The sequence below is a fragment of the Mycobacterium gordonae genome (assembly GCF_001417955.2).
GTDB classification, from domain to species: Bacteria; Actinomycetota; Actinomycetes; order Mycobacteriales; family Mycobacteriaceae; genus Mycobacterium; species Mycobacterium gordonae_B.
On record NZ_LKTM01000112.1, the window covers coordinates 69,307 to 82,024 of the forward strand.

A 12,718-nucleotide genomic window follows, 5' to 3' on the forward strand; every position below is an offset into this window, starting at 1 on the left:
GTTAGACCCCCGGTGTATCGGGCCACCCCGGGGTGGACACCGGACTTTTGTCCACTGGCGGCGGATCGGTCGCACAGTCGGGATCCATCAATGGGTACTGGGTTGTGAATGTGCTTGTGTACCAGTCACCGAACACCGATACCAACGGTGCCCGGGCCGGCCCCTTCTGGTTGGCAGGCGGCGCCTGTCCCACCCGTTGGAAGGTGAGGGTGCGCTTGAAGATGCCGTAGTTGTCCGGGAAAGAACCGCTTACCGATACTTCGCCGGCGTAGCAGACCACAGCCGTCGCCGACCCGTCGGGAGCTGCGGTGAGTTCGTGCACCCAATTCGTGTGAAAGCCCTTCGCCGGAAACCCAGTCCCGGTCCAGTGATAGCTGCGGTCCCGGGCAGCCTTGGCGAAACCCGGATAGGATCCGTCAGCGCGGTCCACGTTGTAGTCTGCGACGTGGTCGGCTTCGATGTAAGCGCGGAGGTAAGTGCCCTCGGGGCTCATCAGATCCACCGCGGGCGTCGTCGCCCAATGCTCGGAGAACATCACATTGCGCGGCACCTGATAACCCGCCGGGGCAGTGGTGTTCGACGATGGGGCTGTCGCAGGCGCCTTCGACGACGAACATCCGGCCAGCACGGCCACCGCGCAGCCCAACGCGCACCAGGCCGTCGACTTGGCGCCGCGGCGAGTCATCGCTGAAATGCGCATGTCATCGTCCCGTGGGTGGTTTAGCCACGTTTCCGGGGTCGGGTAGCCCCGCATAGTCGATCACAGTGTTCTTCATACCTTCTTCGTACTTCGTGTCCCAGCTCCCGACGTCTATCTGATGACTGCCTTCCCAATTCGAGTAGATTTGCTTGAATTTGTCGCCGTTCTGTGTGACGGCGTTCCAGTCGAGTTTCCAGCCGTTGCTGCCGTCGGGAACGAAGAAATTCACCGGTCCGTCCGGAGTCTGCACATTCTGAAATGCACTGACAACCGATGGGTCCCGAATCTCGTATCCGGAGACGATGCTGTAGTCATGATAGATGCTGTCATTGAGGATGGTGAATTGTGCGTCGTTATTCCGCAGCGCGGCCGCGGCGGCTTGTTGTATGTCGTTCGACGGTGTCAGCGGTGGTAGCTCGTCCAGTTTGAGGTAGGGGTTATATCCGTCAATCACCATTTTTCCGAGGAACGACAACGCATCCCCGCCGGGTAATTTACTCAGGGGCAGGGCGCCGAAGACGTCGCTGATCATGCCTTTCTTACTGTCCCAGTCCGCAGACCGCTGGTTGTATTCCAGGATGCGCGCGGTGTCGTGATTGGCCTTCATGGCATCCAGTTCTGCGCTGTAGCCTCCGTGCACAGCGGTGTCTAATTGGCCGGCCGCGTGCGCATATTTTATTTCGCCGGTCTCTCCATACCGCTCGGCGTAGTGATGCTCCCAGGATGCCGCTGCCGCCTGGAGTCCTTCTGCCGAGGCAGGGTCGGAGGACAGCACCTTGAACAGATTCAACAGGTCAGTCGAATTCTTGAATCCAGGGACACCGGCCGAATCGATACCCGGCACCTCGATTCCCCCGAGGTTTCCGAAGTACGGGGTCAGGTTGCGAGTCAATGCCTTGACCAGTTCCGGATCACGCTGCCCCAAACTCTCGAATTGTCCTGAGGGGTTTCCGTCGGCACCCAGGATCGGGATTTTTCCGCCCAGCAATTCGTGGTGCGTAGCAGTCAGACGCGCCAGCGAGTCCGCAGCAACCGCCGCATGGTGGCCCTCGAAGCCGGGGGTGTGCGCATTGGGACCGATCCAGTCCAGCATGTCCTTCCAACCGTGGTCGTTCGGGTCGAAACGCACCGTCGCCAGTGCCTCGAACGCATGACCGTTGTCGAAATGGCCCCCGGCGACCCGGTCCATCGCCGGACCGGCGTGTAGAAAATCAGCCACGGCCTGATGGTCGACGGAGGCGTTGGACATCATCGCGCTGACCGTTTCGTTGACCTTGCTGAGCGAAACGTACTCACGCCGGAGATCGCCCTTCGGCTGATCGGGATCAGCAATGACGGCGATCGGCGACCGTTCGGTGGCGGCGATCCGCGATGCCTGGTTGAGCAGCGCCCGGTCGACGTCTGAACCCAGCGCCAAACCCTTATTGCCTTTGCCCAGCATGTCATTGAGTGCATTGAACTGCGTCACCGGTATCGACCGGGATCCGAACTCCGGGCTGCCGATCAACCCCGCCGGATCCTTGGTGAGTAACTCACTGACTTTGGTGGGCAACGTCTGTAGTCCACCATGGGCACCGAGTGCAGTCTGCGTGTTCGGGTTGCCCATCATCCGCATGCCGTCGCCCATTGCCCCTTGCAGGCCGTACTTGCCCATCGCCGCGTCGATGTCGGCCACCGATTTGCCGTCCATCGCGTGCATCAACGACGTCAGATAGTCGTACTGCCCTTGTGGCATGTCCGCAGGTCTGCCATTGGCCAAGGCCGCCGACTCTTCTGGTGTCCAGCGCGTCAACGACGCGCGCACCCGAGCCACTTGCTGAGGTGTGGCGTTGCCACCCAAGATGGCGCCGGCGTCATCACGGGCCTGCTGGCCTCCCACCAGGCCAGTGGCGATGGGCGCGGCTGCACCGAGTTCGGCCTTGGCCGCGTCAATCGCGTTCTTGGTGTCGGCGTCCGCTACGCCCAATTCGTCGGCGAGCCGCTGCAACGTCGCGGTTCCGGTCGCCGCTTCGTTCGCACGCTGGGCCTTGAGGCTGTCCATCTGATCCTGCGCGGCCTGCTCATCCGAGCCCAGCAGCATCAACGCCATCTTGCCCATGTTGTAGTTGTATCTGTCGGTGACTTTCCAGTCCTCGGACACGTCGAAGTCGTCGCCTTCGAAACCCTTGCCCTGCGAACGAAGACTGTCGATCATCGGCTGCATGGCCTTCGCGCCGTTCTCGTACGCGTTGGCCAGCGCGTCATAGCCCGCAGCGACTTTCCGGTCCTGAGCAAGCTCTCGATCGGCCCTTCCGTCGCACGCGTTCTGGGTGTCACCTTTCCAATCAAGGCCATGAACGGTTTGTCGGACGGTTTCGGCGGCCGCCAGCATCCTGCGGCCTACCTCGCGGGTCGGGGCAGCCAGATCGGCCAACGCGTTGGCGTTCGCGTTGTAGACCATCGTCTTTTGCGGACGTGTCACTACATCGGTCCAGGTCGTGGATTACGGAGAGCTAGGACGCCGGGTTCATATCACCTAGCGCTGTCATCGATTTACCGACCGCTGTCGTCAACGCCTGCTGTCGCGTTTGTGGTGGCAGCGCTTGGTCAGCCAACTGGAAAATGGTTGCGGCTCCGCGAATCATCTCAGACATCTTCTCGTAGCGTCCGGCCACGACACCCAACGAATCAGCCACCGCTTCCTTCACCCCGGCCAACGCCCCGGCGGTCTGAAATCCGGCCAGCCCGCCGGCTGCGGCACCGGTGTCCGGCGATTGGATGGCGGCAATAGTGCTCTTTGCTGCGCCGATCGCGTTGGCTCCCGCCAGCACATTGTCGAAGTTCACCTCTAAAAGCGGGGCCACTCATATCCTCCTTGACAGATTCGCTGATGCTGCGACGTAGGCCCGGACTCACCGAGAACAGTGAGCCCGGGCCACGGTCAGGCCGCCGGAACGATCAGCAGCTGATGTTGGCAGCCTGGCTGTTGTCGAGGTCCTGAACCTGCTGGTTCTGGTCGACGGCACGCGCCCGTGTGGTGTGCAGATCGTTGATGATCTCGTCCATCTCGTTGGAGAACTGCGTGCGCAGCGCGTGAATCTCTTCCGGGGCGTGGCCGGTGTAGGCCCCCGAGGTGAGCGCGTTGAACAGTTGGTCGACTTCGCTGCGCATCTGCTCGGCGTCGGAGGTGATGCTGCCGATCAGGTCCAGCGATTCGTAGTTCGCCGCGAAGTTGTACTTGATGCTGTGCGTCATGATCTTCTCCTGAATTCCTAGCCGTCGAGGTTCTGGTGGGCCTGGATGTACTGCATCGAGCTTTCTGCGAGATTCTTTGTGCGCTGCTGGATTTGGGTCAGGTGCTCGAGGTGCTCGGTCATGCGTCCGTGGAACACCTGGGCCTGGTTGCCGGCCCAGTTCGGGCCGACCATCAGATTGACTTCGTCTTCCATCTTGCGCAGCAGTCGGTCGGTCTCGACGAGGTGCTCGTGGATCGACTTGACTTGTGGTGGTGCGTCTTCGGTGACTTCAAACTGCCCTGGAACTGCCATGTTTACTCCTTTGTCGGGTGCCCTGGATGGTCGGGCACGACGGGTCTGGTCTCATCGAAAAACCGTGCTACACCAATGACGCCTCCCACTGGTCCGTCGATATTTCGACAAGCTGGCGGATCGCCTGGCCGATCGCGTGATCCGAACCCGGCTTCAACGTGGTCCACAGCTGGCCGCTCGGTGAGGCACTCGGTGCGGCCACGATGCGGCCCTTCCTGGTGTAGAACACCCCCGCCGCGGCGGGACGACGGGTGAACCGGTCCTGTTCGGGGCACAGTGCGTAGTACACGATCTCCGCGAACGCCATTCGTGACGAAAGTGCGGCTCCCAGAACCATTGCCGCGCGCGGCTCGGCGCCCAGGGCACGGACCCGGTCGGCCAGCTGCCGTGCGTCATGAGTGCCGATGAGGTTGCGGGTGACGATTTCCGTCGGCGCTCCGACCGGCGTGACGTCGGCGGCTTCCGCACGCGGCAGCGCACCGATCAGCGCGTGCGTGGCCCAGGAGAGGCTCGCGGCATCGTTTGCCGCCTGCAGGCTGATGTTGTTGCTCACCCGTCGCGCAACCACACCCGAAGCGCCGCAACGAATTACGCAAACCCGTGCGATGCCGTCCGGGGTGACCAGCCGCATCGCGAGCTCGCGCTCCGGCCGGCGCAGCGCCCGCAACAGCGGCGCCAGGTCGGGATCGATCGCACCGTCGGCGATCAGGCCGCGTGCGATGAGGCTGCGGGTGGCCGCGTCGAAAGCCGCCTCAAGGGTGTCGACGCGCTCATACCGCGGCCGCACATCCAGCACGGTGGGAAACCCCTGAACACCGGCCCGCTCACCGACGACCTGCAGTTCGTCGTCAGTCAGCGTGAACCCGGACGTCACGGCGGCGGTCACAGGCTCACCTCCTGCTCAGCGCCGATCACCGGCGGGGAGACCCACCGATCGGACACCTGCTGCAGCGTCCGCTCGGGTTCGTCGGCAAAGCCTTCCGGCTGCTGCGGATCGGGCGCGGCGAGGTCGTCGAAGATCGCGGTGTTGGGGCCCCAGCTGACGTGCGAAACCTCGAAGGGTGCGTCACTCTGCTGCGCGGCCGGCAGCCAGGACTGGCCGCCGTCGGACAGGCCGGCTCCGGCTTCGCCCGCCCCTTCCAGCGTGCCCGCCTCGCGGAACGACTCGTAGGACTGGCCGCTGCCGTCGCGCCGGTTCCCAGCCATCGGCGCATAACCTCCGCCGCGGCCCATCCCGGAGCCACTGGAACCGTCAGATTTGAAGCTGGTCTTCTTCAGTTCCTTGGCCTCGGCGCTGGCCGCGACCGGGGTAGCCAGCATGGGTGACAGCTGGCGCGCCGCGCCACCACCACCGCCGCCACCGCGCGACCCGCCGCCGGACTTGCCGTCCTTCTCGCCTTTGAGTGCAGCGGAATTGGTGACCTGCGGCGGAACCGGCTGTTCCCATGGTTCGGCGAGTTCGGAGACGGCGTCCTCGTAGCGATGCATCACCGCGGCGGCGTCCGCCTGCTGCGCGGACGCGGCTTCTTCGAATTCGGCGAAGCTGCCCTGCACGATTGCGCCGTTGTAGGCCGACAACGACGCCATCATGTCCTGGGCCGCTTTGGCTTCGATGGCTTCGGACACGCTGGGCATCGACAGGATGGCAACGGTGTTCGCGACGGCGGCCTCTTCGGCCCGGCGGCCGTTGGCGGCGGCGCTCAGGCTGGCCGCCTGCAGCCACTTGCCGAACGCCTCCAGCTTGCGGACGGCAGCTTCGGAGGCGTTGCTCTCCCACGACCCCCGGACGCTTTCGACCAACCGGTCGTAATCGGCTGAAATCTTGGCGAATTCGTTGGCCACCCGGATCCACGCGGCGCCGGCCTCACCGACCGAGGAGGGGCCGGGACCCTCGGTCAGATCGCGCGCCAGCTGCTCGGTGCTGCGCGATTCCCAGACCACGTTGGTGAATCCCATTGCCGTTACCTCCTTTCGGTGTCTTCGCGATGTGCCGGTGCTGGTCGGTCCGAATCAGTCCGCGAGATCGGTATCGGAGATGCGTCCCGCGTGGGTGCGCATGGTCGCCGAGACCTCGCGAATCTCGTTGGCGCCCTGGTCGGATGCCTTGGTGAACGACCCGTGCACCTCGTTGAGGGTGTGGGCGACGCGCTGAGAAACCTCGTCCTGACCCGACGCGATGGTGGTCAGGTTGGGCCGCTCGGTGTCCAGCACGTGCTGCATCCGGTTGGCGAGTTCGTCGAGTTGCCGGGTCACCTCGGTGACCTCGTCGGGCCGGATCGAAAGTCGGTTGTAGTCGGTCATGTCGGTGCTCCTAGATTCGAAGTTTGATGTCGGGGCTGTCGTCGGGATCGATTGTGGTGTCGCCGATTACGGCTGGACTGGCATGGCCGAGGTCGCCCACGATCTCGCCGCCCTGATCGGTCGTGTGCAGGAACGAGGCGGCGGTGTGGTTGCCGCCGGCACCGGCCTTGCCGCCGTGAGCGCCGGCCGCGCCGCCCATCATTCCCGCGCCGCCCATGCCCATTCCGGCCGCACCGCCGCCGACCGAGGCTCGCGCGGCGCCGATGGATCGTGCCGCGGCGGCGCCGCTGTTCTCGTTCTGCACCAGCGGCGAGGAGGCGGGGCTGCGGGCCGGTGTGGTCGCACCGACCCCACCGCCGCCGCCACCGTGCCCGCCGCCGCTGGGGTGGGTCGAGCTGACCATGCGGCCCGTGTGGCCCAGAGCGGAGGCGGGTGACGCAGCGCCCTGCCCGGCTTGGCCCAGACTCGATATCAACCCGGTGCCGGCCTGCATGCCCGCCTGCAGGGCCTGGGTGCCGGCCTGGACGCCCATCGTCAGCGGCATCATGCCCATCTGCATCGCCGGGCCGATCATGCTCATGCCCACCGACATCATCGGGCCGAGCATTCCCATGGCCATCTGAGGTCCCTGCGCAATGGCGACCGGAGCACCGGTGGCGGTGGTGGTGGCCGCCTGGCTGGTCAACGTGCTTTCCAGCTCGGTGATGCACTCGGTGGCCAGCGCGCTGGCCCGGGATGCGGACTCGACCATGTTCGCCGCGGTCCACGGCAGCCCGGCGGCCAGGCCTTCCAACTCGTGCTGGCACTGCTGCAGGATCTCCAGCAAGCGCGCCTGGCCCTGGGCGACGTTGGCGGCCGCGGCGCTGTATTCGCCGCCGAGTGCGGTGCCCTGGGCGGCCACCGCGGCGCCGTTGGCCAGGGTCTCGCCGGTCTTGGCGGCGGCGGCACCGGCCCCGGCGCCGGACCAGCCCTGACCGCCCATGCCGCCCATCATCTGGCTCATGGCCTGCTGCACACCGCCCGCAGCTTGCTGGAAGGCCTGCGTGATCCCGCCGAACATTTGCGTCGGATTGAGGCCCTGGAACAGGCCCGGTCCCAGGGTGCCCAGCATGTCGGTGACGGGCTTGAGCAGCCCACTGGTGAAGTTGCTGCCCATGCCGCCGGGACCGGCGGCGCCGGCGAGTTCGGCGGGGATGTCTTCGCCGGGTATGCCCGGGCCGCCGGCGGGGAGCTGCCCCAGGTTGAACTGGTTCAGGATGTCCTGAACGGGCCGGTTCAGCCACTCCTGCAGGTCGTTTTCCATCTGGTTGACGACCGGGGTGTGATCGAAATCGGGAATCGGCCCGGGCTGCGGCGCCGGGTCGGTGGTGGCCACGACCGGCGACCTAGACGTCGGTGGCGTCGATCGCGGCGTGGGTCGCGCCGACGATGTGGGTTGCCGCGCCGAGCGCCCCGTGCTTGGCGGCGGTCATCATCCCGCTGGCGACATTGTTCGCCGTGGATTCGAACATCGCCGGGATCATGTTCGCCGCGGCGATCGGGCCGAGCGCCATCGAAAACGAGCTCAGCTGCGCCGGTGTGACCGCACTGAAGGCGGTGGTGATGGCGGTGCCCGCGGCCTCCTGCGCGTCGGTGAGCGCCTCCATGAACTCGGGCTGTAATTCAAATGTCATAGTCGGCTTCTTTCCCCCAGGATTCCCGTTGAGCTGCCGCTGGCGCTGGTCTCTCAACCTTAAGTGCCGTCGCCACCAATAAATTGCACGAAATTTAAGCAGACTTTCGGAATGACCGCAGTTCACGTGTGTGCAATAACGCGAGGGTAGTGCTCGACATATGTTCAATAAGATGCGGAAGTCGGCTATCTCGGTTCGATAACGGTGCCATCGGAGCGGGTCAGCGGGGCCTTTTGGAGCTCGTCCATGCGGGTCATGAACTCCTTCAGCAGGAAGTTGTACCGCTCGGCGGCCACCTTGGCCGCGGCCTGCGCGGTCTCCACGATCAGGGCGGCCAGCGCGTCGGGGTCAAGGCGGCTCGCCGGGGGGCCCAGCCACAGTCCGGTGAGACTGCCGAGCCCGTCCACTTCGGCGCTCACCGCCCGGTCGCGGCTGGTCACCCGCGCTGTGATGGTCTTGGATTGCTCGGTCATCGCCTGCATCAGGTCGCGTTGCTTGATGGCCCGCGCGATCACGGACTGCGCCAGGCTGGTCATACCGACCTCATCCAGGTGGCGGGGAGCTCGCCATCGTCGTCCTCGCCGAACAGGTCTGCTTCGGCTCGGGCGAGGTCTTCCTCGGTGGGCAGGCCGATTTCGCGGAGCGTCGAGGCGGGGTAACCCTTGCCGGCCAGGTCACGCCGGAAGGCGACCTGGCCGCGCAGGGCCGACAGCTTGCACAGCGCGAGGATTTCGTTGGCCAGTTCCTGAGGGGGTCGGGCGAGTTCGGAGCGGTCGAGCTTGAGTGCGGTAGGCAGTCCGCGCTCCGTCGTGACGACTGCGATGGTCCCGGTGCGGGACCGCACCGGCGGCCGCTGTTGCGGCTGTTGCTGTTGTGGCATGCGGCCTCGTTTTGGCTGGCGTGATTTGACGGCGAATTGAAAGTCGTCAAATCGGTACAATAACTTTCTACCGCTATGTCGTGGCGCCGGACGTTTACGTGCATGATTACGCGGGACACCTCGAGGGGCAGCGGATTTGCCGGTGCGGCAAGACCACCGAGCGGCAGCCGCTAGAAGTAAGGACACCGAGTAGATGCCTGGCACCAGGGACGCGCAGCGGGTCTTCGACGCCGGCGTGCTGTCACTGGGAATCCCCATCGACGGCTTGGAAACCGACCGCGATGTCGCCTATGCGGCACTGGCTTTCAAGCGTGCGACCGAGCACGACCCGCAGATGAGCGACGCCTGGTTGGGGCGTGCCGCAGCCGGCGACGTCAGCAGTGAGGTGCTCTACCACCTGTGGCGCACCAGCAAGGACAACCTCAACCGCGAGCAGCGCCGGCTCGGGCTGCCCCGGCACGCGCTCAGCGGCCGGTTTCAAACCGGCCTCTACCTGGACTACACCCTGAGCACGCTCACCGAGGTGTGGCTCGCGTACGCGGCCAGCATGATCGCGGGCAAGGACTACGACGAGGCCGAGCGCGTGCTCGACGAACTCGAAACGTTGCGACGCTCGATGCCCGACGGCGACGCGGGCAACAACGAGATCTGCGCCTACATCCGGGCGGTACTGCACTTCACCACTCAGCGCTGGCCGGATGTGCTTACCGCACTGGCTAATTCGTCCTCATTCAGCGACGAGTACATTTCCGCCGGGGCGCATCTGATGGTGGGTTCGGCCTGTGCTCAGATGGGTTTGTTCGGCGAGGCCATTCGCCGGCTCGACCAGGCCATCGAGGGACCTATTCCGGCGGCGAGCCGGGCGGCCGAATTCTGCAAAGGGCTCACGCTGCGCGAGATGGGCAAGGAATCCGAAGCGCGGACCATCTTCGAGCGCATCTACAGCGAGGAGCCCGGCTTCGAGGCTAATGCGGCCGCGCTGCACGACCCGAAGTACCGCCTCATCGTCAGCACCAGAGACGACATCGACTCCCGTACCGACAAGTGGGATCCCTCAACCGCGCGCAGTGCCCGAGACGTCAGCGCCGAGAGCCTGACCGAACGCGGCAACGAGTACCTGCGTACCGCGCAGATCGAGCTGGACCGCCAGATCGGCCTGACCGACGTCAAGTTGCAGGTGGCCAAGCTGCGCTCGGCCGCCAAGCTGGCCAAGGTGCGGGAAGGCAAGGGTCTCAGCGCGGCCGCGCGCAGTCTGCACCTGGCGTTCACCGGCCCTCCTGGCACCGGCAAGACCACCATCGCGCGCGTCGTCGCACAGGTGTACTGCGGACTGGGCCTGCTGAAGACGCCCGCGGTCATCGAGGCCAAGCGCAGTGATTTCGTCGGCGAACACCTTGGTAGCACGGCGATCAAGACGTCGGCCCTGATCGACTCGGCGATGGATGGGGTGCTGTTCATCGATGAGGCGTACAGCCTGATCCAGACCGGGTTGTCCGGTGGTGACGCCTTCGGCCGGGAAGCCGTCGACACCCTGTTGGCCCGGATGGAGAACGACCGGGACCGCCTGGTGGTGATCATCGCCGGATACGACGCGGAGATCGACCGGTTCCTGGCATCCAACGAAGGCATGGCGTCGCGATTCACCAAACGGATCCGGTTCGCTTCCTACAACCCGACCGAACTCGGCGACATCGGCCGCCTGATCGCCAAGACCAGGGATTCCGAGCTGACCGAAGCGGCGTACGACGAACTCGTCTCAGCCTGCGAGGTGCTCTACCGCAACCAGTCGGCGGACGACACCGGAGCGCTGCGCCGCGAGATCGACCTGATGGGCAACGGGCGCTTTGTCCGCAACGTCATCGAATCGGCCGAAGAGGAGCGGGAGTATCGGTTGAGCGAGCGCGCCGACGTCGACGTGGAGGATCTCGACGAAACCGAACTGATGCGCATCGAGCTCGGCGACATGCGCGCCGCGCTGGAGAACGTGCTCGGAATGACTACCGGCCAGCTGATGTCGAGAACCCGATAGTGAGCGGACCCGACACCCCGAAGTTCAAGCGCAGCAGCGACGCGGACACGAATCCCATTCCGGTGCGCGAGATCCGGGCCGAGCTGGCCCAGGAGGCTGCGGAGTCCGAAGCGCCCACCGTCGTCGAGGACGTGCCGGTGGCGACGGGCCCGTCGACCGCGGGGACCAAGGTGATGGACGTGCCGCCGCTGCCCGAGCCTGAGCCTGAGCCTGATCCGGTGGTCGAGGCCGAGCCGGTGGTTGAGCCGGGACCCGTGCTCGCGGCCCCCACCACCGAGGGCACCCGGGTGATGGACTTACCGCCCTTGCCGCGGCGTCCGGTGCCCGAGCCGCCAAAGGAAGCGCCGCCGCCCCGTCCGGCTCCGGTATTCAGCAGGCCACCGGTGTTCAGTGAGCCGCCGCCGCCACCCGAGCCTCCGAAGGCGGAAGCTACGGCTGTCATCGAGGTCTCGGAGCAGCCGCCGGTTCGCCCGGCGCCGATTCCGGGCCGGCGCGTTCCCGAACCGCCGCCGCCGGCACCACCGCCACCAGCGCCGACGCCCGCACCGCCTGCTGCGGTCACCCAGCGACCGCCCGATCCGAGGCTGAACCCACCCGCCCCGCCGCCGGTGGCAACACCTTTCACCCAGGCCGCGCCGAGTGCTCCCCCGCAGCACTACCAGGACCCGCGGATGCCCTCGCACACCGATCTGGGGCTGGTCCGTCGTGTCCGGCCGCTGCCGCAGAGCGGATGGCGCAAGATGGTGCACCGCGTCACCGGCCTCAATCCCAAAGAGTCCGAACAGGAGAACACCCGCCAGAAGCTGGTGGCGAGGGTGAGCCAACCGGTGCGCGGCGACTACAGCATCGCCGTGTTGTCGATGAAGGGCGGCGTCGGGAAGACCACGACAACGGTCGGGCTGGGATCCACCTTCGCCGCGATCCGGGGTGACCGGGTCATTGCAGTCGACGCCAACCCCGACTTCGGCACTTTGGCGCAGCGCGGTCCCGATCAGAGCCGCTCCACGGTGCGGGATTTGTTGCTGGACGACAACATCTTTCGCTACTCCGACATCCGCCGGCATACCTCTCAGAGCACCAGTCGGCTGGAAATCCTTGCCTCCGAACGTGATCCGGCGACATCTGAGGCATTTTCCGAGGCCGACTACCGGGTGGTGATCCGCCTGCTGCAGCGGTTCTACAACCTGATCCTCACCGACTGCGGCACCGGGCTGGTGCATTCGGCGATGTCCGCCGTGCTGGACGAGGCCGACGCGATCGTGTTGGTCGCCTCGCCGGCCATCGACTCCGCGCGCAGCGCGTTCGCCACGCTGGACTGGCTGGAACACCATGGCCGCGGACATCTGGTTCCCAACGCGACGGTGGTCATCAGCGCGGCGCGACCCGGGAAGTCGTCGGTGGACCTGGACAAGCTGGCCGCACAATTCCTCACCCGGATTCGCGCGCTCCATGTGATCCCCTTCGACGACCATCTGGCCCAGGGGTCGGAGATCGTCCTGGATCTGATGGGCGGGAGAACCAGGCAGGCGTTTCTGGAATTGGCCGCATCGATCGCGGACGGTTTCGCCGGCACCAAACGCACCGATCGGACTTCCCGGGGCTAGACCG

The 12,718-nt window shown here is 65.6% G+C and carries 14 protein-coding genes; 2 read left to right on the forward strand and 12 right to left on the reverse strand.

The features are described from left to right. Position 1 precedes the first annotated feature (1 nt). The 12 genes from AO501_RS11140 to AO501_RS11195 form a co-directional block, all read right to left on the reverse strand. On the reverse strand, positions 2-700 hold the full coding sequence (locus tag AO501_RS11140) for a hypothetical protein (protein WP_055577769.1): 699 nt from the start codon (positions 698-700) through the stop codon (positions 2-4). A gap of 1 nt (position 701) precedes the next feature. Further along, positions 702-3,071: a hypothetical protein gene (locus AO501_RS11145; protein ID WP_156452475.1), complete on the reverse strand. Its 2,370-nt coding sequence runs from the start codon at positions 3,069-3,071 to the stop codon at positions 702-704. 121 nt (positions 3,072-3,192) lie between these two features. Beyond that, a complete protein-coding gene (locus AO501_RS11150; protein WP_063892853.1) occupies positions 3,193-3,543 on the reverse strand; it encodes a hypothetical protein in 351 nt (116 codons plus the stop codon). A 94-nt stretch (positions 3,544-3,637) separates the two neighbouring features. Next, positions 3,638-3,934: a hypothetical protein gene (locus AO501_RS11155; RefSeq protein WP_055577772.1), complete on the reverse strand. Its 297-nt coding sequence runs from the start codon at positions 3,932-3,934 to the stop codon at positions 3,638-3,640. Positions 3,935-3,951: 17 nt separating this feature from the next. Then, on the reverse strand, positions 3,952-4,227 hold the full coding sequence (locus tag AO501_RS11160) for a hypothetical protein (RefSeq protein ID WP_055577773.1): 276 nt from the start codon (positions 4,225-4,227) through the stop codon (positions 3,952-3,954). A gap of 67 nt (positions 4,228-4,294) precedes the next feature. Continuing rightward, the gene (locus tag AO501_RS11165) at positions 4,295-5,113 is read right to left on the reverse strand and encodes an ESX secretion-associated protein EspG (RefSeq protein WP_055577774.1); all 819 of its coding nucleotides are present in this window, start codon (positions 5,111-5,113) and stop codon (positions 4,295-4,297) included. Continuing rightward, positions 5,110-6,183, reverse strand: coding sequence for a PPE domain-containing protein (locus AO501_RS11170; protein ID WP_055577775.1), 1,074 nt, complete (start codon positions 6,181-6,183; stop codon positions 5,110-5,112). The genes AO501_RS11165 and AO501_RS11170 overlap by 4 nt, the downstream gene beginning before the upstream one ends. 54 nt (positions 6,184-6,237) lie before the next feature. After that, positions 6,238-6,528 carry a PE family protein gene (locus AO501_RS11175; protein ID WP_055577776.1) on the reverse strand — a complete coding sequence of 97 codons (291 nt, stop codon included), beginning with the start codon at positions 6,526-6,528 and terminating at the stop codon, positions 6,238-6,240. A 10-nt stretch (positions 6,529-6,538) separates the two neighbouring features. Then, entirely contained in the window at positions 6,539-7,903 is a 1,365-nt protein-coding gene (locus tag AO501_RS11180; protein WP_055577777.1) for a hypothetical protein, read from the reverse strand. A 10-nt stretch (positions 7,904-7,913) separates the two neighbouring features. Next, on the reverse strand, positions 7,914-8,201 hold the full coding sequence (locus AO501_RS11185) for a hypothetical protein (protein ID WP_055577778.1): 288 nt from the start codon (positions 8,199-8,201) through the stop codon (positions 7,914-7,916). A 185-nt stretch (positions 8,202-8,386) separates the two neighbouring features. Further along, positions 8,387-8,737 carry a YbaB/EbfC family nucleoid-associated protein gene (locus tag AO501_RS11190; protein WP_055577779.1) on the reverse strand — a complete coding sequence of 117 codons (351 nt, stop codon included), beginning with the start codon at positions 8,735-8,737 and terminating at the stop codon, positions 8,387-8,389. Continuing rightward, complete coding sequence (locus AO501_RS11195; RefSeq protein WP_063892854.1) at positions 8,734-9,081, reverse strand: hypothetical protein; 348 nt, start codon at positions 9,079-9,081, stop codon at positions 8,734-8,736. The genes AO501_RS11190 and AO501_RS11195 overlap by 4 nt, the downstream gene beginning before the upstream one ends. Positions 9,082-9,274: 193 nt before the next feature. On the opposite strand from AO501_RS11195, the gene eccA reads away from it, so the two are divergent. Then, on the forward strand, positions 9,275-11,110 hold the full coding sequence (eccA, locus tag AO501_RS11200; RefSeq protein ID WP_055577780.1) for a type VII secretion AAA-ATPase EccA: 1,836 nt from the start codon (positions 9,275-9,277) through the stop codon (positions 11,108-11,110). 173 nt (positions 11,111-11,283) lie between these two features. Further along, positions 11,284-12,714 (forward strand): MinD/ParA family ATP-binding protein, encoded by a 1,431-nt coding sequence (locus AO501_RS11205; protein ID WP_082658571.1) that lies wholly within the window; start codon positions 11,284-11,286, stop codon positions 12,712-12,714. Positions 12,715-12,718 lie beyond the last annotated feature (4 nt).

Bases quoted from the DNA above. Each gene is read 5' to 3' on its own strand.
- AO501_RS11140 (WP_055577769.1), bottom strand. From the start codon at position 700: ATGCGCATTTCAGCGATGACTCGCCGCGGCGCCAAGTCGACGGCCTGG.
- AO501_RS11145 (WP_156452475.1), bottom strand. From the start codon at position 3,071: ATGCTGGCGGCCGCCGAAACCGTCCGACAAACCGTTCATGGCCTTGAT.
- AO501_RS11155 (WP_055577772.1), bottom strand. From the start codon at position 3,934: ATGACGCACAGCATCAAGTACAACTTCGCGGCGAACTACGAATCGCTG.
- AO501_RS11160 (WP_055577773.1), bottom strand. From the start codon at position 4,227: ATGGCAGTTCCAGGGCAGTTTGAAGTCACCGAAGACGCACCACCACAA.
- AO501_RS11170 (WP_055577775.1), bottom strand. From the start codon at position 6,183: ATGGGATTCACCAACGTGGTCTGGGAATCGCGCAGCACCGAGCAGCTG.
- AO501_RS11175 (WP_055577776.1), bottom strand. From the start codon at position 6,528: ATGACCGACTACAACCGACTTTCGATCCGGCCCGACGAGGTCACCGAG.
- AO501_RS11185 (WP_055577778.1), bottom strand. From the start codon at position 8,201: ATGACATTTGAATTACAGCCCGAGTTCATGGAGGCGCTCACCGACGCG.
- AO501_RS11190 (WP_055577779.1), bottom strand. From the start codon at position 8,737: ATGACCAGCCTGGCGCAGTCCGTGATCGCGCGGGCCATCAAGCAACGC.
- AO501_RS11195 (WP_063892854.1), bottom strand. From the start codon at position 9,081: ATGCCACAACAGCAACAGCCGCAACAGCGGCCGCCGGTGCGGTCCCGC.
- eccA (WP_055577780.1), top strand. From the start codon at position 9,275: ATGCCTGGCACCAGGGACGCGCAGCGGGTCTTCGACGCCGGCGTGCTG.
- AO501_RS11205 (WP_082658571.1), top strand. From the start codon at position 11,284: ATGGACGTGCCGCCGCTGCCCGAGCCTGAGCCTGAGCCTGATCCGGTG.